The 18370-nt window shown below is 68.9% G+C and carries 15 protein-coding genes and 1 tRNA gene; 11 read left to right on the top strand and 5 right to left on the bottom strand.

Translation table 11 applies throughout. The features are described 5' to 3' along the window. The first annotated feature begins 14 nt into the window (after positions 1-14). The 3 genes from Q0R13_RS11145 to Q0R13_RS11135 are packed head-to-tail and all read left to right on the top strand — an operon-like array spanning position 15 to position 2705. Complete coding sequence (locus Q0R13_RS11145; RefSeq protein WP_293903842.1) at positions 15-1364, top strand: acyl-CoA dehydrogenase family protein; 1350 nt, start codon at positions 15-17, stop codon at positions 1362-1364. Next, on the top strand, positions 1361-1741 hold the full coding sequence (locus Q0R13_RS11140; RefSeq protein WP_293903841.1) for a gamma-glutamylcyclotransferase family protein: 381 nt from the start codon (positions 1361-1363) through the stop codon (positions 1739-1741). Before Q0R13_RS11145 ends, Q0R13_RS11140 begins: the two co-directional genes overlap by 4 nt. Positions 1742-1766: 25 nt before the next feature. Next, on the top strand, positions 1767-2705 hold the full coding sequence (locus tag Q0R13_RS11135; RefSeq protein ID WP_293903839.1) for a hypothetical protein: 939 nt from the start codon (positions 1767-1769) through the stop codon (positions 2703-2705). Here the strand turns inward: Q0R13_RS11135 and Q0R13_RS11130 are convergent. Both Q0R13_RS11130 and Q0R13_RS11125 read right to left on the bottom strand, forming a co-directional pair. Next, positions 2702-4105 (bottom strand): Mur ligase domain-containing protein, encoded by a 1404-nt coding sequence (locus Q0R13_RS11130; protein WP_293903837.1) that lies wholly within the window; start codon positions 4103-4105, stop codon positions 2702-2704. The genes Q0R13_RS11135 and Q0R13_RS11130 overlap by 4 nt on opposite strands. A gap of 237 nt (positions 4106-4342) precedes the next feature. Further along, a complete protein-coding gene (locus tag Q0R13_RS11125) occupies positions 4343-4978 on the bottom strand; it encodes a PEPxxWA-CTERM sorting domain-containing protein (protein WP_293903835.1) in 636 nt (211 codons plus the stop codon). Positions 4979-5436: 458 nt separating this feature from the next. Between Q0R13_RS11125 and Q0R13_RS11120 the strand changes: the two genes are divergently transcribed. After that, positions 5437-5512: transfer RNA gene (locus tag Q0R13_RS11120), tRNA-Asn, on the top strand. A gap of 152 nt (positions 5513-5664) precedes the next feature. On the opposite strand, the gene Q0R13_RS22630 is transcribed toward Q0R13_RS11120, so the two are convergent. Then, positions 5665-6126, bottom strand: a complete 462-nt coding sequence (locus Q0R13_RS22630; protein WP_366852802.1) for a helix-turn-helix domain-containing protein — start codon at positions 6124-6126, stop codon at positions 5665-5667. A gap of 44 nt (positions 6127-6170) precedes the next feature. On the opposite strand from Q0R13_RS22630, the gene Q0R13_RS11115 reads away from it, so the two are divergent. Both Q0R13_RS11115 and Q0R13_RS11110 read left to right on the top strand, forming a co-directional pair. Then, on the top strand, positions 6171-6764 hold the full coding sequence (locus Q0R13_RS11115) for a DedA family protein (RefSeq protein WP_293903833.1): 594 nt from the start codon (positions 6171-6173) through the stop codon (positions 6762-6764). A 16-nt stretch (positions 6765-6780) separates the two neighbouring features. Next, positions 6781-7632, top strand: coding sequence for a hypothetical protein (locus Q0R13_RS11110; RefSeq protein ID WP_293903831.1), 852 nt, complete (start codon positions 6781-6783; stop codon positions 7630-7632). A 1-nt stretch (position 7633) separates the two neighbouring features. Here the strand turns inward: Q0R13_RS11110 and Q0R13_RS11105 are convergent, their stop codons facing one another. Beyond that, a complete protein-coding gene (locus Q0R13_RS11105) occupies positions 7634-8074 on the bottom strand; it encodes a VOC family protein (protein WP_293903829.1) in 441 nt (146 codons plus the stop codon). A 234-nt stretch (positions 8075-8308) separates the two neighbouring features. Here Q0R13_RS11105 and Q0R13_RS11100 point away from each other — a divergent pair, with 234 nt between their 5' ends. From Q0R13_RS11100 to Q0R13_RS11090, 3 genes are all read left to right on the top strand, one after another. Continuing rightward, a complete protein-coding gene (locus tag Q0R13_RS11100) occupies positions 8309-9379 on the top strand; it encodes an efflux RND transporter periplasmic adaptor subunit (RefSeq protein WP_293903827.1) in 1071 nt (356 codons plus the stop codon). 26 nt (positions 9380-9405) lie between these two features. Further along, a complete protein-coding gene (locus tag Q0R13_RS11095; protein WP_293903825.1) occupies positions 9406-12645 on the top strand; it encodes an efflux RND transporter permease subunit in 3240 nt (1079 codons plus the stop codon). Positions 12646-12711: 66 nt separating this feature from the next. Then, a complete protein-coding gene (locus Q0R13_RS11090) occupies positions 12712-13185 on the top strand; it encodes a GNAT family N-acetyltransferase (RefSeq protein ID WP_293903823.1) in 474 nt (157 codons plus the stop codon). A 270-nt stretch (positions 13186-13455) separates the two neighbouring features. Here the strand turns inward: Q0R13_RS11090 and Q0R13_RS11085 are convergent, their stop codons facing one another. After that, the gene (locus Q0R13_RS11085) at positions 13456-15285 is read right to left on the bottom strand and encodes an ABC transporter ATP-binding protein/permease (RefSeq protein ID WP_293903899.1); all 1830 of its coding nucleotides are present in this window, start codon (positions 15283-15285) and stop codon (positions 13456-13458) included. Positions 15286-15480: 195 nt separating this feature from the next. Between Q0R13_RS11085 and Q0R13_RS11080 the strand changes: the two genes are divergently transcribed. Together Q0R13_RS11080 and Q0R13_RS11075 are read left to right on the top strand one after the other, a co-directional pair. Further along, positions 15481-16083 (top strand): TIGR00730 family Rossman fold protein, encoded by a 603-nt coding sequence (locus tag Q0R13_RS11080; RefSeq protein WP_293903821.1) that lies wholly within the window; start codon positions 15481-15483, stop codon positions 16081-16083. A 209-nt stretch (positions 16084-16292) separates the two neighbouring features. After that, positions 16293-18197 (top strand): CocE/NonD family hydrolase, encoded by a 1905-nt coding sequence (locus Q0R13_RS11075; RefSeq protein WP_293903819.1) that lies wholly within the window; start codon positions 16293-16295, stop codon positions 18195-18197. The last annotated feature ends 173 nt before the right edge of the window (positions 18198-18370 follow it).

Raw genomic sequence — 18370 nt, 5'->3', positions numbered from 1 at the left:
GGAAGGAAACCGCCATGGACTTCGACCTGCCCAAGGACCTCGTCGACTACCTCGACGAACTCGACCGCTTCATCGACGACAAGATCAAGCCACTGCAGGCGCAGGACGACAACGAGCGGTTCTTCGACCACCGCCGCGAACACGCCCGCACCGACTGGGACAACCAGGGCCTGCCGCGCAAGGAGTGGGAGGAGCTGCTGGGCAAGGCGCGCAAGCTGGCCGACGACGCCGGGCACCTGCGCTACGCCTGGCCGCCGGAGATGGGCGGCAAGGGCGGCACCCAGCTGGCCATGGCGGTAATCCGCGAACACCTGGCCGCCAAGGGCCTGGGCCTGTTCAACGACCTGCAGACCGAGCACTCGATCGTCGGCAACAACCCCTTCATCCTGATGTTCAAGGAGTTCGCCACCAACGCCCAGTACGCCCGCGATTCCGAGAAGCTGCTGGGCGGCAAGATGCGCACCGGCTTCGGCCTGACCGAGCCCAACCACGGCTCCGACGCCACCTTCATGGAAACCGTGGGCGTCCCGCACGAGAAGGACGGCCAGCCGGGCTGGCTGATAAACGGCGAGAAGATGTGGACCACGGGCATGCACGTGGCGACCCATGTGATGGTCTTCGCCCGCACCTCCGGCAAGGACGGCGACGCCCTCGGCATCACCTGCTTCATCGTGCCGGCGGACACCCCCGGGGTGAAGATCGAAGAATATATGTGGACCTTCAACATGCCCACGGACCACCCGCGGGTCAGCTTCACCAACGTCTGGATCCCGGAGGACAGCTACTGGGGCCAGATCGACCGCGGGCTGGGCCTGGGCCAGAGCTTCGTGCACCAGAACCGCATCCGGCAGGCGGCCTCCAGCCTGGGCGCGGCGCAGTTCTGCATCAACGAGAGCGTCAAGTACGCCCGAAAGCGCAAGCCATTCGGCAAGGCGCTCGCCGAGAACCAGGCGATCCAGTGGCCGCTGGTGGAACTGCAGACCCAGTGCGAGATGCTGCGCCTGCTGATCCGCAAGACTGCCTGGCAGATGGACAAGATGGAGCACAAGGAGATCGAGCGGACGATCTCGGACAAGGTCTCGATGTGCAACTACTGGGGCAACCGGCTGGTCTGCGAGGCGTCCGATCGGGCGATGCAGGTGCACGGCGGCATGGGCTATTCGCGCCACACCCCCTTCGAGCACATCTACCGCCACCACCGCCGCTACCGGATCACCGAGGGCTCGGAGGAGATCCAGATCCGCAAGGTGGCGGCCTATCTGTTCGGCTACCTCGGCCCCAAGCGGGAGGAGTTCAAGGAGCTGAACGCGGCGGAGAAGGCGGCGAAGAACGCCTACGTCCAGCCGGTTCCCGCGCGGCCGTGACGGCGGATCGGCGCCTGGCGGTCTACGGATCGCTGGCGCCGGGCCAGTCGAACCACCATCAACTGGCCGGCCTGCGGGGCGACTGGAGCACGGGGACGGTACGCGGCTGGCGCGTCGAAAGCGGTTGGGGCGCGGCGCAGGGGTATCCTGGGCTGCGGCCGGATCCGGCGGGGCCGGCGGTGGCGGTTCAGGTGTTCAGTTCGGATGATCTGGCGGCGCATTGGGCGCGGCTGGATGCGTTCGAAGGCGCGGAATACGAGCGGCTGGTCGTTCCGGTCGAGGCCCCGGGCGGGATGACCGACGCATGGCTTTACGCCCTGCGTCTGGAACCAGGGGTTGCGTCGCCGCTTGCGAGCCCCCCGCGCCCGGCGCCTTAATGCGCTGAGCATCGGGGGTCGTATCATGCCGTTGAGCAGTGAGGACCGCGCCCGCCTCGAGGAAGAGGAGGTCATCCGCCACAAGTTGCGCGGGGACCTGGAGGCGCAGGCGCAGAAGGGCTTCTGGCGGACCCTGGCTGCGCCCGACAACGTCAAGTGGCTGATCGCCAGTCTGATGATCCCGATCGCCACCGGCGTCTGGGGCCTGTTCGACGCCAAGCGGCATGAGGCGGAGCGTCACCAGGAGGTGACGATCGCCGAGGCGCGCAAGGACGTCGATCAGATGACCGCCCTGATCCCCAGCCTGTCGAGCGACAAAGCGTCGGAGCGGACCATCGGGATTGCGGTGCTGTCCAGCCTGGTGAACGCCCGGGAGGCCGGTCCTGGGCTGTCCGCGGCCTATCGGCAGATCCAGGTGATCGTGGGCGCCGGCCAGCAGAGCAGCGACATGAAGGTGCGCAAGGAGGCGGCGCTGGACGCGGAGAGCCTCTACCAGGGCGGCGCCTCGAGCGGCCTCGCCCTGTCGAGCGCGGCGGTGACCGGCGGGGCCAAAACCATCAGCAAGGCGGTTGCGCTCACACCACCCAGCGTGGCCAGCGCGATGCCGCGGTGGGTCTACCTCCAACTCTACAGGGAAGCCGACCGGAGCGCGGCCGAACGCCTGCGCGATGCGCTGCGGGAGGACGGCGTTCCGGTGCCGGGCATCGAGAATGTGCTGAACGCCCAGGGGGCCCGCGTGCTGAAGGCCGGCCAGCTGGGGGCGATCGACGTGCGCTATTTCCGCGACGCCGACCGGGACGCCGCCCTGGGCCTGGCGGGGCGGATCGCGCGCGTGCTGCCGCAGTTCGGCGTGCCGACCCTCAAGCAGGTGAGCGGCGTCAGCGGTCGCGTCAGGCCGGGCCTGGTGGAGGTGTGGTTCCCCTGCGCCGCCGACCGCGAGGCATGCCTGGCCCTGGGGCGCTAGGCCCGGCCATACAGTTTGTCGAACACCGGGGGCAGGCTGTCGGGCAGGCCCAGCAGCGGGCCGGACGACAGGAGCAGGACCACCTCGTCGCCCGTAAGGCGCAAGAGCGCTTCGGTGGCGGCCTCCGCGGTCTCCACGCCTTCAGCGGGCACACCCGCGGCCGCCACCCGCGCCAGGATCTCCGGGAAGCTGGACTGGTCGTGGCTGCCTTCGCCGTGGTGCGGGGGCGGGATCACCAGGACCCTGGCCACGCCCTCGAACACCGTGTCGTACCAAGCCAGCGCGTCGCGGTTGCGCCAGGAGAAGGTGTGCGGCTCGAACACCACCGTCAGCGGACGGGTCGGGTAGTGCAACAGCATCGCCTCGATGGCCGAGCGGGCCTTCTCGTAGGAGGAGCCAAAGCCCTCGATGATCGGGATCGCCGAGCGCCGGGTCAGGCGGTCGAGGCGCCGCCGGATGCCGGCGAAGCTCGCGGCGGCGGCGGCCAGGGCCGGCTCGGCGGCCAGGCCGCGCTCCAGCAGGTAGGCGCCGACGCCGACGATGTTCTCGATGTTGTGCGCGCCCAGCAGCGTGGTGGCGAGGGCCACGCGCCGTCCGCCGGGCCCCACCAGGGTGAAGCGCGAGGTGTCGCCGTAGGTCACGTCCTCAGCATACCAGCCGTCGCAGGGGGCGGTGTCGTACCAGACGATGCGGCAGGCGGCTTCGCCGGCGACGGCGCGGATCGGGGCGCTCTCGCGGGCCACCAGCAGGCCCTCGGCCGGCAGCAGGCGCAGCAGCTCGCGGAAGGGCGCCTCGTAGTCAGCGAAGGTCGGGAAGACGTTGACGTGGTCGTGGACCAGCGAGGTCAGCAGTACGTCGCGCGGATGGTAGAGCACGAACTTCGAGCGGCGATCATCGGGGCCTACGATGTACTCGTCGCCCTCCAGCACCACCTCGGGCGCCGTGCCCCAGTGGCCGGTGTCCGGTAGCGAGGGCGAGATCGCGCCGACCATCCAGCCGGCGTCGCGGCCCGATTGGCTCAGCACGTGGGCCAGCAGCGCCGTGCAGGTGGACTTGCCGAACGAGCCGGCCACCACGGTGTTGCGCCGGCCCGCGGTCGCCTCCCCCACCAGCGCCGGGAAGGTGGTCACGCGTACGCCGCGGGCGCGGGCGGCGCGCACCTCGGGATTGGCCTCACCGCCCAGCTTGGCGCTGGCGCCCAGCACAAGCAGGTCGAGGTCCGCCGCCAGGTTGGCCGCCGCGAACGAATGGAAGACCGGGAAGCCCAGGCCCTCGACATAGGTCGACATGGGCGGGAAGACGTCCTGGTCGGAGCCGGCGATCGTGTGCCCGGCCTCGCGCATCATCAGCGCCGCCGCCGCCATGCCCGCCCCGGCAATCCCCGTGAAATGGATGCGCATCGGCCCGTTGATCGGACGATCCGCCCGCCTCGTCCAGCCCGCCCCACGTCGTTAATGCGGCCTTAACTACAAGGGGCGAGTTTCAGGGCGTCTTCTTCGAAGACACCCACCATCACCAAACTCTGTACAGCCCGGCGCTCGCGCCGGGCTTTTTTCTGGGCCACGCCGTCGCGCCCCAGCGCAGCAAAACGCCGCTGGCCCCGGGGGCGGCGGCGTCTGCAACGCTCAGGCCTGGGTTCAGACGGTGGCGGCCATCGCCCGGCGGCGACGGATCAGGCTACCGGCGGCGGCGAAGCCCAGGATCATCATCGTCCAGGCAGCCGGTTCCGGCACGCCGCCGGCGACCGCCAGGTTGTCGATCTCGAACGAATTGCTGCCCGAGGCGAGGGTGATGCCGGTGAACTTTTCGCCGGCCGTTCCGACCACGGTGAAGACGCCGTTGGTGCCAGCCGCGAACTGGTTGCCGTCGGCCTGGTTGGGGAAGTTGCCGCCCGGCACGACGACCACGTCGCCCGCGGTGCCGTGGATGGTCAGGGTGTTGTAGGTGTCGATCGAGCCCCAGTCGAACTGGAAGGCCGAGAACAGGCCGCCCAGGCTGACATTGGCGAAGCCGCCACCCAGGACCGACAAATAGGGCGTGCCGGCCGGGATCGAGTTGGCCGGCAGCGCGCCGTTCCCGTCCGACGGCGGAACCTTGATCTGGAAGTTCGAACCGGTGATGCCGGTGGCGACATCGAACGCGTTGACCACATGGTAGCCCGGTTCGGGCGACGCAGCGCCCGGGTCGAACCCGAACAGCACGGCCGCGCTCGCCGGCGCCCCGACCATCACCGCAACCGCCGCAACGCCGGCGGCCAAAATACCGAACTTCATACTGGTAACCCCGATGGACCGTGCCGTTCCGGAGGCTCCGGAACTCCAACGATATGACTGTTGGGAACACCCTATGCTGCGGTGCAGCTTGGGGCACAACACGACTCACCGGAGGCGTGAACCCGGCCGGTGGCATTCCCGCATGGGGCGAGGGACGCCCAGCAGGGCGCCACCGACCGTTCGGCCGGCGGCTCCCTGCTGTATTCAGATCGCGTCAGGCCTTCACGCGAAACCCACCGCACGGCGGCCGCGCAGTACGGTCGGCGACCCGACCCACCCGACAGGGGAATGGGTGGCGAGTCGGCGTTCGCGACCCAACCTTGGCGCATCAGCGTTCCCCACCTGGGAGGCGACGGAATGTCGCTCGCGGTGGTTGCACCAGCCTGCGCGACGTGTCGCCGGCGCCGCTTGCGCGCCCCGGCGGGCCAGCGTATACGCCCGGCCTCTCGACGGCCTGATCCCGGATAGCTCAGCTGGTAGAGCAGTCGGCTGTTAACCGACTTGTCGCAGGTTCGAGTCCTGCTCCGGGAGCCATCGCCTACTGATTTCCCCAAGAAATCGGCATTTTCTATGGCTCACCCCGCATTTCAACCCAGACTTGGTGCTGAATGAGGGGTGTCTTGGCGATCGCCCGAGATGGACCGCCAGCCGCAGAAGAACAGCGACGTCGGCGTCAGTGCCGGTCGTCATCCCGCATTGACCGCACCCCCTGGCTGGCGCCCAGTGTCCGCAGCGGCATGCCTGTCGTCAGAGCTTCGAGCATGGCCGCATCGATCCACCTGAGCGGGTTCGCCAACCCGGTCAGTCGGGCAACTCTGCCGAGCCCGCGCGAACTCGCCGGGCGTGAGTCCTATCAGCCGGCGCATGCTGCGGGTCATGTGGCCCTGGTGGGCGAAGCCGGTTTCCAGCGCGATCTCCGCAATGGACATGCGGCTGGCCGCCAACCGGTGGCACGCTGCCTGGGCAGCTGCGCGACGACATGGCGACGATGCATTGGCACTTCGGAGATGGGTCAGCCGAGGACCGGGAAACCCTGCTGCGGCGGCTGGAAAAGGCCGTCTCGCCCTCGATCTGGCGGCCTGAAGAACCGGCGTTAAGACACACCGTGGAAATGTCTCGGGCTGGGTGTTGGCGGAACCCCCCGGCATCGCCCATATGAAGTCTCTTTCGACCTCCCCCAACAGACGGCGGCATGGATCAACTGGCGCATTTCCTGGCGGCCTTGGGGCCGCCCGCGATCCTCGCGGGCGCGGCGTTCGAGGGCCAGACGGCGGTGATCGCCGGGGGCGTCCTGGCGCGCCAGGGCATGCTTTCGCCGTTCGTAGCGGTGGCCGCCGCGGCGATGGGCTCCGGCGTGCTGGACCAGGTGCTGTTCATCCTGGGCCGCAGCTTCCGCGACAGCCGCTTCGTGCAGCGCGTCTCGGCCAAGGTGGCCTTCGCCAAGGCGCTGAACATGATCGAGCGCCATCCAACCCTGTTCATCCTGAGCTTCCGCTTTCTCTACGGCCTGCGCGCGGCGGGGCCGGTGGCGGTGGGCGTGACCCATATCTCCACGACGCGGTTCGCCGTGCTGAACGCCCTCGGCGCGGTGATATGGGCGGCGGCGTTCGTGGGCCTGGGCTACGCCTTTGGCCCGGCGGTGATGCTGGTCTTCAACGGGCTGATGGCGCATGCGGCGCCGATCGCCATCGGCGCCGGGCTGGTGGCGGTGATCGCGGGTCTGATCATCTGGCGCTGGCGGGTGTGGGCGGCCGAGCGGGTCTCGCCTGACGCCGCGGAGGGCTGATGCTAGAATGGGGCGCATGAGCACGCCGCTTCGCATCCTGCTGCAGACCACCATCACGACCCAGGCCGACGACTGGCATATCGGGCGCTTCAGCCGCCTTCGCCATCACCTGGCCAGCCTGGAGGGCGTCCAGGTGACGGCGCGGGACCGGGCGACGTCGGGCGGAACCACCGATCCGGTGCTGGGCGCCCTGGACCGCTCCGACTTCGATGAACTCTGGCTGTTCGCGGTTGACGTGGGCGACGGGCTCAACGCCGAGGAATGCGCGGCGATCGGCCGGTTCCGCAAGGCCGGCGGCGGGCTGATGGTGACCCGCGACCACATGGACCTGGGGGTCTCGATCTGCACGCTCGGCGGCGTCGGCGCGGCCCACTACTTCCACTCGAAGAACCCGGACCCCGACGCCAGCCGCAACCGCCGCGACGACCCGCACACCCTCAACATCGACTGGCCGAACTATCACTCGGGCGCCAACGGCGATTTCCAGACCATCGAGCTGGTCGGCGCGCCGCATCCGGTGTTCCGCAAGCCGGACGGGCCGATCACCCGCCTGCCCGCCCATCCGCACGAGGGGGCGGTCGGCGCGCCGCCGGACGACCCGACGGCGCGGGTCATCGCGCGCGGCATGAGCCAGGCGACGAACCGGCGGTTCAATATCGCCGTCGCCTTCGAGGCCAGCGCGGACGGCGGCCGCGCCCTGGCCGAGAGCACTTTCCACCACTATTGCGACTACAACCTCGACCCGCGCGACGGCTGTCCCAGCTTCGTCAGCGAGCCGCCCGGCGACGGCATGCTGCGCGACCCGACCGCCTTGGCCGACACCGTGAGGTATTTCGAGAACCTGGCGCGATGGTTGGGCGGGCGCTAGCTCACCAGACCCCGACGTTCGGCATCGAGGCCCAGGGTTCGGCGGGCGGCAAGGCGGCGCCGGCCTGCAGCAGTTCCACCGAGATGTTGTCGGGCGAGCGGATGAAGGCCATGCGACCGTCGCGGGGCGGCCGGTTGATCACCACGCCGCCGTCCCGCAGCCGCTGGCAGGTCGCGTAGATGTCGTCCACCGCATAGGCCAGGTGACCGAAATTGCGGCCGCTCTGGTAGGCCTCCGGGTCCCAGTTGTGGGTCAACTCGACCGTCGGGGCCCGGTTCTCCCGCGCCGCGTCCTCGTCGCCAGGGGCGCAGAGGAACACCAGGGTGAAGCGGCCGCCCTCGTTGTCGACCCTGGAGACTTCCTTAAGCCCAAGCTTGTCACAGTAGAATCTGAGCGAGGCGTCGAGATCGGCCACCCGGACCATGGTATGCAGGTATCTCACTGGCGATCCTTCCTCTTACCTCGTAAACTCAATGCGCCGGGCTCGCGTAGCGCGCGTGAAACCGGCGCGTTGCAATCTAGGCTCACTGCGTCAGATTAGACCTGCCCGCCGGCGTGACCGCAAATTCATTTGCGCTGACATAACGGCGGCATCAAAAGCACCGCAAGCCGCGCAAAGTCGGCGATCGCGTGCGGCGGGACCTTTCACGCATGCAGCCGAGACCGGGGATTTAGTTTGAAGCGCCTGAAGCCGCAGTATGTCTTCATTCTCGCCGTCCTGGGTGTGCTGGTGGTGTTCTTCGTCGTGATGTCCCTGGCCACAGGCGGCTCGAAGAAGGCCGAGGCCAAGGCGAAGGCGCCCGAAAACGGCCCCCCGAGCGTCCAGGTCAGGCTCACGCCAGAGACGGTCCGTGAAATCCAGCTGGTCATGCGCGGCCGCACCCAGGCGACGCGCAGCGTGAGCGTCCGCTCCGAGACCAGCGGCGTGGTGGCTGCAGCGCCGGCCGCCGAAGGCAGCTTCGTGAAGCAGGGCCAGGTGCTTTGCCGACTGGCCGTCGACGCCCGCCAGGCCAACCTCGACCAGATGCGCGCGGCGCTGAAGTCGCGGCAGCTGTCGCGCGACGCCGCGGCGCAGCTCGCCGCGAAGGGCTACCGGTCGCCGACCCAGGTGCTGCAGGCTCAGGCCGATCTCGACGCCGCACAGGCCGGGGTCAGCGCCGCCGAGATCGCGCTCAAGCAGGTCGATATCCGCGCGCCCTTCGCCGGGGTGTTCGACCACCGAGATGCCGAGATCGGCGCCTATCTGGCCCCCGGCCAGCCCTGCGGTACGATGATCGAGCTGAACCCATTGCTGGTGGTGGGCGACGCGCCCGAGACCCAGGCCTCGCGGTTGAAAATCGGCGCTCTCGCCCAGGCCCGGCTGGTGTCGGGCCAGATGCTGAGCGGCCGCGTGCGCTACGTGGCCCATGACGCCGACCCGCAGACCCGCACCTATCACCTGCAGGTGCTGGTCCAGAACCCGGACCTCGCCGTCCGCTCGGGCCTCTCCGCCGACCTTAGTGTCGGCACGGGCAGCGGCGCGGCGCATCTGGTGCCGGTCTCGGCCCTGGTGCTGGACTCGGCCGGCCGCCAGGGCGTGCGCTTCGTCCAGGCCGACAGCCGCGTCGCCTTCGCGCCGGTGACGGTGCTGGAGGAAACGCCCCAGGGCATGTGGGTCAGCGGCCTTTCGGGGGCCGTCAACGTGATCACCGTCGGCCAGTCTTTCGTCGCCGACGGCCAGAAGGTTCGGGTCGCGCAGGCCCGCTAGGCCTGAGCGCACCGGGGAGAAGAAGAATGATCGGCGGTCTGATCGACGGAGCCATCAAGCGACGCAAGGTCGTGCTCGGCGTGACCCTGGTCGCGGCGATCTTCGGCCTCTTCGCCTATCTCTCCATGCCGCGCGAGGCGCAACCCGACATCGACCTGCCCTATATCTCGGTGGTCGTCCCCTATCCCGGCGTCAGCCCCGAGGACGCCGAGCGCCTGCTGGTCAAGCCCATGGAAGTGGAGATGCAGGCCATCCCGGGCGTGAAGCACATGAACGCCGTGGCCCGGCAGGGCGCGGCGATCGTCACCCTGGAGTTCGAGGCCGACTTCAAGAAGGACAAGGCCCTGGCCGACGTGCGCGCCAAGGTCGACCTCGCCCGCGGCAAGTTCCCGCCGGACGCCGAGGAGCCGATCATCCAGGAGCAGAACTTCTCCGGCCAGCCGGTGATCGGGATCATGCTCTACGGCGCGGCGCCGGAACGCGAACTCTACCGGATCACTCAAGCGCTGGAGGAGCGGCTGGAGGCCACGCCGGGCGTCCTGGAAGTGTTCATGAGCGGCGGCCGCGAGGAGGTGCTCGAGGTCACCATCGACCCGCTGCGGATGGAGGCCTACGGCGTCACCACCGGCCAGATCGCCAACGTGATCGGCCGCAACAACCAGCTGGTCCCGGCGGGCAACCTGCGCTCGGGGGCCGGCATGTTCGCGGTCAAGGTGCCCGGCGTGGTGCAGAAACCGGCCGACATCCTGGCTCTGCCGATCAAGCAGAGCGGCGACCGCATCGTGACTCTTGGCGACATCGGCGATGTGCGTCGGACCTTCAAGGAGCCGAGCGCGATCAGCCGCTACAACGGCCAGACGGCCTTCTCGCTAGAGGTCTCCAAGCGCGGCGGCTCCAACGTGCTGGACACCGTTCAGGCGATCAAGACGGTCACCGCCGAGGAGGCGAAACACTGGCCCGCGACGGTGCATACCGACTACACCTTCGATGAAAGCGACTTCATCGGCCGCACCCTGAACGTACTGGAGGGCGGGCTGATTTCGGCCAGCCTGCTGGTGATGATGATCATCGTGGCCAGCCTGGGGATCCGCCAGGGGCTGCTGGTGGGCATCGCCATCCCGGCCTGCTTCCTGCTGGCCTTCCTGATGATCAACGCCATGCACATCACGCTCAATCAGATGGTGATGTTCGGCATGGTGCTGGCCGTGGGCATCCTGGTCGACGGCGGCATCGTGGTGGTGGAGTACGCCGACCGGAAGATGGCCGAGGGGCTGCCGCGTGAGGAGGCGTTCGCCGCCGCGGGCAAACGCATGTTCTGGCCGGTGGTGAACGGCACCCTGACCACGCTCTGCGCCTTCCTGCCGTTCCTGTTCTGGAACTCGATCGCCGGCAAGTTCATGAGCTTCCTGCCGATGACCCTGTTCTTCGTGCTGGGCGCCTCGATCTTCGTGGCCCTGATCTTCACCCCGGCGCTGGGTTCGCTGATCGGGCGCAAGGCGTCCATCGATGAGGCGCATCTGGCCGAGATCATGAAGTCCGAGCATGGCGATCCGACCGGGATGAGCGGCTTCATGGGCTGGTACGCCCGGATGATCACCACGCTGGGCCGCCACCCCACCCGCAGCCTGGCGGTGGCCCTGGCGGTGGTGATCGGCATCTTCGTCTGGTTCGGCAAGACCCCGCACTCCAGCGAGTTCTTCCTCAAGCAGGAGCCGGAATTCGTCGATGTCTACGCCAAGGCCCGCGGCAACCTGTCGCCCGAGGCGCAGGACGCCCTGACCAAGCAGGTCGAGGGCCGGCTGATCGACGTCAAGGGCGTGCATTCGATGTACGTGCGTGCCGGCGGCTTCACTCAAAACGGCGGGCCGAACTCGGCCCCCAACGACACGATCGGCCGCATCCGCGTCGACTTCGACAAATACGAGGCGCGCAAGGCGTTGGGGATCAGCGGCTTCGAGATCGCCACCGAGGTGCGCCAGCGTGTCCGCGACCTGCCCGGCATGCAGGTGGAGGTGCGCCTGCCGCAGGGCGGCCCGCCCACCGGCAAGGCGATCCAGGTGCAGCTGCAGAGCCACGATCCCATCGCGCTCGGCAAGGCCGCCGATCTGGTGAAGGCCAAGCTGGCCGCCGATCCGCAGCTCATCGAGCTGGAGGACAACCGCACCTCGCCCGGCATCGAGTGGAACCTGGCAGTCGACCGCGAAGCCGCCGGCCGCTACGGCGTCGACGTGCTGTCGGTGGGCCAGACCATCCAGTTCCTGACCGGCGGCGTGCTGATGGGCCGTTTCCGCCCCGACGACGCCCAGGACGAGCTGGACATCCGCGTCCGCTTCCCGGCCAGCGACCGCAACGTCGCCGCCATCGAGCAGCTGAAGATCACCACCCCCAGCGGCGCGGTGCCCGCCAGCTACTTCATCAAGCGCGTGCCCGCCCAGCAGGTCACCCAAATCCAGCGGCGCGAAGGCCAGCGGCTGGTGGTCGTCCAGGCCAACACCATCGAGGGCGTGGCCGGCAACCTGAAGATCGCCCAGCTGAAACCCTGGCTGGCCAAGGCCCCGATCGACCCGGCCGTGTCCACCAAGTTCGTGGGCGCCGACGAGGAGGGCCAGAAGGCGGCGCAGTTCTTCATGGTCGCCATCGTCGCCACCATCTTCATGATGTCGGTGATCCTGCTCTGGCAGTTCAACAGCTTCTACGGCGTGCTGGTCACCCTGTCGGCGGTGATACTGTCGACCACCGGCGTGCTGCTGGGGGTGCAGGTGAACGTCGCCCATACCTTCGATTACATCTCGGTGATCATGCTGGGGACCGGCGTGGTCGCGCTGTTCGGCGTGGTCGTGGGCCACAACATCGTGCTGGTGGACACCTACTACCACCTCAGGCGGAGCGGCTATATGGCCGACGAGGCGGCGGTGCGCGCGGCGACCCAGCGGTTCCGGCCGGTGCTGCTGACCACCCTGGTGACGGTGGCCGGGCTGCTGCCACTGATGTTCCAGGTGCACCCGGATTTCCGCACCGGCCACATCGAGTACAAGGCGCCGGGGTCGGAATGGTGGGTGCAGCTGTCGGCCGCCGTGGTCTGGGGCCTCAGCTTCGCGACCCTGCTGACCCTGGTGCTGACGCCGGTGATGCTGGCCGCGCCCAAGGTCTATTCGGCGCGGTTCGGCAAGCTGAAGGGGTGGATCACCGGCGCCCGCGGCGGCGTCCAGGACCGCCAGCGCCCGGCCGAGCTCGGCCAGGCCGACATCCCCCGCGCCGCGGAGTAGGCGGTGACGGCGGGACTTTCGCACCGGCTGGCGGAGCCCGCGGACCTGGATGCCCTCAAGGGGGTCATGGACGCATCGATCGCCGAGCTGCAGCGCGGCTTCCTCGACCCTGCCCAGATCGCCTCCAGCCGCGCGATCATGGGCCTGGATCGCCAGCTGGTGGCCGACGGCACCTATTTCGTCGTGGAGGCTGAAGGCCGCATCGCCGGCTGCGGCGGCTGGAGCCGGCGCGCCACGCTCTACGGCGGCGACCACACCCCCGGCCGCGACGCCGCCCTGCTCGACCCGGGCACGCAGGCCGCCCGCGTGCGCGCCATGTACACCCACCCCGACTTCGCCCGGCGTGGCGTCGGCCGGCTGATCCTGGAGCTGTGCGAGGCGGCGGCCGGGGCCGAGGGGTTCACGCGCCTGGAGCTGATGGCGACGCTGTCCGGCCGGGCGCTCTATACGCAATGCGGCTACACCGACATCGAGGCCATCGAAGACGCACGCGGCGGGGCGGCGGTGCCGCTGGTGCGGATGGGCAAGGCGATCGGCTAGAGCACGACAGCTTGAAGTGGATACCGCTTCAAGCGCCCGTCGTGCTCTAGACTTTTGATTTAGCGCCTTTTTGTCCGGTTCAAATGATTCCATTTGAACCGGAAAGGCTCTAGCCGGGCGCACGGCCACAGCGCCCCCTCCCCCCCTTCGGGGTCCCCCTCCCCCGCTTTGCGGGTGAGGAACGGAAGCCTCGGTGTCAGCGTCAAGTTCCTCCCCCGAAGGGAACACTTCGGGGGAGGGGGACCGCGAAGCGGTGGAGGGGGCGCTGGGTCAGCTCTCCCGCGTCTGCCTTCTCCATAGCGCCGCATATTCCCCCGTCTTCTCCAGCAGCTCCGCATGCGTCCCCCGCTCGACGATCCGACCCCGCCGCAGGACCAGGATCTGGTCGGCGTCGACGATGGTGGAGAGGCGGTGGGCGATGACGATGGTGGTGCGGCCGGCCTTCACCTTGCGCAGGGTCTCCTGGATGGCGGCCTCGGTGGGGCCATCGAGCGCGCTGGTGGCCTCGTCCAGGATCAGCAGGCGCGGGTTGGCCAGCAGGGCGCGGGCGATGCCGACCCGCTGGCGTTCGCCGCCGGAGAGCTTCAGGCCGCGCTCGCCCACCTTGGTGGCCATGCCGTTCGGCAGGCCGTCGATGAACGGGCCCAGCTCGGCGGCGGCGGCGGCCCCGCGGACCTCGTCCAGCGTCGCATCCGGCCGGGCGAAGCCGATGTTGGCGTAAAGGGTGTCGTTGAACAGGGCCACGTCCTGGGGCACCAGGGCCACGGCGCCGCGCAGCTCCGCCTGGCGGGCCTGGCGCATGTCGACCCCGTCGATCAGCACATGGCCCTCCTGCGGGTCCAGCAAGCGCATGGCCAGGCGCACGGCGGTGGTCTTGCCGGCGCCGGAGGGACCGACCAGGGCCACGGTCTCGCCGGGCTTGGCCTCGAAACTGACGCCCAGCAGTCCGGACGAGCGGGCGTCATGGCGGAAGCTGACGTCCTCGAAGGCGACCCGGGCCCCCTTCCCGCTGGCCGGCGGCAGGGCCTGGGCGGTTGGGGCATCGGTGATGTCGGGCGCGATGGTCTTCAGCATGACCATCTGCTCCATGTCGATCAGCCCCTGGCGGATCTCGCGGTACTGGAAGCCCAGCATGCCCAGCGGCGCATAGAGCCCCGACAGCAGGAAGATCGCCGTGGTGATATCGCCGATCCTCAGGTGCCCGCCCGCCACCTCCAGCCCCGCCATGACGGTCATGGCGGCCAGGCCGACGTTGAGGATCAGCGACTGCACGCCGTTCAGCATGTTGAGCGAACTGTTGGCCTTGGAGCTGGCGTCCACATAGTCGGCCATGGCCCCGCCGTAGGCGTCCACCAGCCGGTCCTCGGCGCCGAACGCCTTCAGCGTCTCGTAGTTGATCAGGGCGTCCGACGAGAGGCCGGCGGCGCGGTTCTCCGCCTCGTTGAGGTCGCGCCGATGCGACAGCCGCCAGTCGGTGATCCGGAACGTCACCGCGGAGTAGATCACCAGGGTCACGAAGGCGGTGATCGCGAAGCGCCAGTCCAGCCGCACCACCATCACCACGATCGCCAGGATCAGCTCCACGAAGGTGGGGCCCAGGTTGAAGATCAGGCTGCGGATCAGGAAGTCGGTGGAGCGCGCGCCGCGGTCGATGACCCGCGACAGGGTGCCGGTCTGCTTGCTCTGGTGGAAGTCCAGCGACAGCGACAGCGCGTGGCCGAAACTCTCCACCGCCGCCCGCGCCATGGTGGACTGCGAGACCCGCGTGAAGATCGCGTCGCGGGCGTAGGGGGCGCAGGCCGCGATCAGCCGCAGCGCCGCGAAGGCCACCGCCAGGGTGATGAAGGTCGCGCCCAGGATCACCCCACCCTGGGCCGCCGGGGTGAGCGTGTTGATGGCGTCGCCCAGCATCACCGGGGCGATGACGCCGCACAGCTTGCCGATGAACACCAGCACCAGGGCCGCGCCGATCCGCAGGCGCAGCTGCGGCGCGCCGGAGCGCATCACCAGGGCGAACAGGTCGCCCATCGAGCCCCAGAAGGCGAACTTGGTTTCCGGCGGCGAGACCGCCTCGGGCCCCGAGAACCGGGCATGCGCCATGTGACCGTGGACCAAGCGGGCTAGGCCTCAGACCGCGGCGCGACCGCACGGCGCGCGAAAAGGGGGGCGGGCTGCAAGTTCACGGTGCGCTTGAAACTCCTTAACCCTGGCCATAGCTAATTGGGCCATAGCTAGTTGGGCTTGCGCGCCGCCGAAGCAAGCGGCCCAATCCGATTTCCTTACGGAGTACGCGCTATGGGGCGTGAGAGCCAACGCCTGGAATCGACCTGCGTGTTCTGCGGATCCTCCGACGATGCGGACCCGGCGTTCCTCGACGCGGCGCGCGGCGTGGGCAAGGCGCTGGCCGACGTGGGGATCAAGCTGGTCTATGGCGGCGGCGGGGTCGGCCTGATGGGCGCGGTGGCGCGCGCGGCCCACGAGGCGGGCGGCGAGGTGCTGGGCATCATCCCGACCTTCCTGGTCGGCGCGGAGCGGGCCCTGGAGAGCGTCGAGCACATCATCGTCGACAACATGCATGAGCGGAAAATGCTGATGTTCCAGCGCTCCGACAGCTTCGTGGTGCTGCCCGGCGGGATCGGCACCCTGGAGGAGGTGGTGGAGCTGCTGTCATGGCGCCGTCTCGACCTGCACGCCAAGCCGGTGGTGTTCTATAACCCGCGCGGCTTCTGGGAGCCGCTGTTCAAGCTGTTCCAGCATACGGTCGACGAGAAGCTGACTCCGCCGGAGTTCATGCTGGCCTGGACCTCGGTGGGCACGGTGGACGAGGTCGTCCCAGCCCTCCTGGGCCAGGGGCGCGAGATCTATCCCTCCGAGGCGGCTGTGGGGCGGCGGGGCTAGCCGTCTGGTGTGTCGAGGCGCTGACGCGTTCAGCTGCTCTTGCAGGGATCAATTGCCACGGGAAAGCTCCAGGCTCCGACCAAACGGGTTGGCCTCCGGTCACGACCCAAAGTTCGTAGATCGTATGGCCCGGCAGCCGGACCGGCTTCAACACCGGCTGGCCTTCCCTTCGGCGGCGCGGTGACGCTTACTGCCGCGCGGAGGGGCGCATGGCCGCGAGCGCATCGCTGATCGACGAATTCTTGCGGATTCCGCTGCCTAGCGGCCGCGTGCTGGCGGCCCATATCTGGCGTCCGGCCCAAGGCGGTCCCGTTCCCGCGATCCTGGACCTTTCGCCCTACCGCGCCTTCGATGTCTTCCGGACCCTGGAAGCCTCGCTGCTGCCCTGGTGGGCCGAACGGGGCTATGCCGTGCTGGCGGTCGACACCGCCGGCGCCGGGGGCTCGACCGGCCTGCTGCTTGACGAATACGAGACCTCGGAGATCGACGACGCGGTGGCGGTCGTGGCCTGGTCCGCGGCGCAGCCGTGGTGTGACGGGTCGGTAGGCCTGAGCGGCCTGTCCTGGGCCGCCTTCACGGCGCTGCGTGCAGCGGGACGTGCGCCGCCGGCGCTCAAGGCCATGGTGCTTGGCGGCGTCTCCGAGGACGGCTGGACGACCGATATCCACAACCTGGGCGGAGCGCCCTATGCCGGCCTGATCGACTGGTCCGGTGTAATGCTGATGTTCAACGCCCTGCCTCCCGACCCGCAGCAGTTCGGCGCCGGGTGGCGAAAGGAGTGGCTCAGGCGTCTGGAGGCGAACCGGCCGTTCGTCATCCGCTGGCTTTCGCACCCCGAAAGGGACCCCTACTGGAAGGACCGCGCCGCGCGGCCCTCTGACATTCCGCTGCTGCTCTACTCCGGATGGGCGGACAAATATTCGACATCGGTCCTGCGGATCGCCGCAACATGGCGTGGTCCCGTCAGGACGATCATCGGACCGTGGGAGCATGCGGTTCCGGTGATCGCCACGCACGGACCACGTATCGGCTTCCTGCAGGAGGCGCTGCGCTGGTGGGATCGCTGGCTGAAGGGCCGTGACACCGGCGTGATGGACGAGCCAGCCCTGCGGCTCTGGGTGGCTGAACCGGACCGGGCCGGCGGGCTGCAGACCGGGACATGGCGCGGCATGGCCTGGCCCATGACGGCGGCGAGATCCGCCCGTTTCCGGTTCGGGACGGGACCCCTGGTTCTCAAGCCGGCGCCGCAAACGCCCGCGACGCTGCAGGCCGATCTCTACGAGGATGTCCCTGGACCATGGCCTGCGGCGGGCGCCCTGACCACGGCCCCGGCCACGGCCGATCTGGAGATTATCGCCGCGCCGGTGCTGCGCTGCCGCCTGCGCTCGGACCGCGCGGGAGGCCTGCTGGTCGCCCGGCTGCTGGACATCGCGCCGGACGGGCAGGCCGTGCGGATGACCACCGGCGCGCTGAACCTGGCGTTCCACGATGGCTCAGGCCGCGCTTCGCCGCCCACGGCTGACGAGATCCTCGACATCGCCCTGCCCTTCCAGGCCACGGCCTGGCGCCTGAGGGCCGGTCATCGGCTCGGCCTGCTGCTCTCCGCTGAGGGCTGGCCGACCCTCTGGCCAAGCCGCACGGGCGCGACGTTGACCTTGGACCTTGATACGCTGGAGCTGGGCGTCCCGGATGGCGCGTTCGCCACGAGCCGTGTGCGTCCATTCGAACCGCCCACGACCGCGGCCGTGGCCGGTCCGGGGCCAGCCAAGTGGCTTGGCGCAACGGCGCAACCCTTGCCGACGACTGGGCTGTCGCGGGCCGCCGTCCATGCGCCGGCCGCCGTCGCCTATCACCTGGCGGCGACGGGCACGGACTATCGAATGGCCTCGCGGTTTGACGTTGAGCTGACCGCGGACGGTTCGAACGCCGCAGCAGCCAAGGTCTATCGCGCCGAATTCGAACGGCCGGACTGGTCGGTGAGCGTGACGACGCGGCTCGAAGTCCGCTCGACGGCAGCGAGATTCGGGATCAAATGGAGCGTGCAGGCGACCCAGCGCGGGAAGACCGTCTTCGATCACGGCGGCGAGGCCAGTGTGGCGCGCGGCGCGGCCTAGAGCCTTTCTGGTTCAAGTGGCCTCACTTGAACCCGATAAAAAGGCTCTAACTCTTTGAATTAGAGCGCGTCGGGCGGCGAAACCGGGATCCACTTTCGCCTGCCGCGCTCTAGGTCGTAGGGACGATTTAGTCATTTGAGCCATAGCATGATGCTGGCGAGGGTGACGAAGCC

Origin of the sequence: Phenylobacterium sp., from assembly GCF_025351295.1 — a bacterium.
GTDB lineage: Bacteria > Pseudomonadota > Alphaproteobacteria > Caulobacterales > Caulobacteraceae > Phenylobacterium.
Note: the sequence above shows the minus strand (reverse complement) of the source record. Positions and strands in the feature narration are given on the sequence as shown.

What these genes read in the sequence shown, in the direction of transcription:
- Q0R13_RS11085 (WP_293903899.1), bottom strand. Translation starts at nt 15,285, where the DNA reads ATGGCGCATGCCCGGTTCTCGGGGCCCGAGGCGGTCTCGCCGCCGGAA.
- Q0R13_RS11075 (WP_293903819.1), top strand. Translation starts at nt 16,293, where the DNA reads ATGGCCGCGAGCGCATCGCTGATCGACGAATTCTTGCGGATTCCGCTG.
- Q0R13_RS11145 (WP_293903842.1), top strand. Translation starts at nt 15, where the DNA reads ATGGACTTCGACCTGCCCAAGGACCTCGTCGACTACCTCGACGAACTC.
- Q0R13_RS11130 (WP_293903837.1), bottom strand. Translation starts at nt 4,105, where the DNA reads ATGCGCATCCATTTCACGGGGATTGCCGGGGCGGGCATGGCGGCGGCG.
- Q0R13_RS11125 (WP_293903835.1), bottom strand. Translation starts at nt 4,978, where the DNA reads ATGAAGTTCGGTATTTTGGCCGCCGGCGTTGCGGCGGTTGCGGTGATG.
- Q0R13_RS11080 (WP_293903821.1), top strand. Translation starts at nt 15,481, where the DNA reads ATGGGGCGTGAGAGCCAACGCCTGGAATCGACCTGCGTGTTCTGCGGA.
- Q0R13_RS11090 (WP_293903823.1), top strand. Translation starts at nt 12,712, where the DNA reads ATGGACGCATCGATCGCCGAGCTGCAGCGCGGCTTCCTCGACCCTGCC.
- Q0R13_RS22630 (WP_366852802.1), bottom strand. Translation starts at nt 6,126, where the DNA reads ATGCCGGGGGGTTCCGCCAACACCCAGCCCGAGACATTTCCACGGTGT.
- Q0R13_RS11115 (WP_293903833.1), top strand. Translation starts at nt 6,171, where the DNA reads ATGGATCAACTGGCGCATTTCCTGGCGGCCTTGGGGCCGCCCGCGATC.
- Q0R13_RS11110 (WP_293903831.1), top strand. Translation starts at nt 6,781, where the DNA reads ATGAGCACGCCGCTTCGCATCCTGCTGCAGACCACCATCACGACCCAG.
- Q0R13_RS11095 (WP_293903825.1), top strand. Translation starts at nt 9,406, where the DNA reads ATGATCGGCGGTCTGATCGACGGAGCCATCAAGCGACGCAAGGTCGTG.
- Q0R13_RS11135 (WP_293903839.1), top strand. Translation starts at nt 1,767, where the DNA reads ATGCCGTTGAGCAGTGAGGACCGCGCCCGCCTCGAGGAAGAGGAGGTC.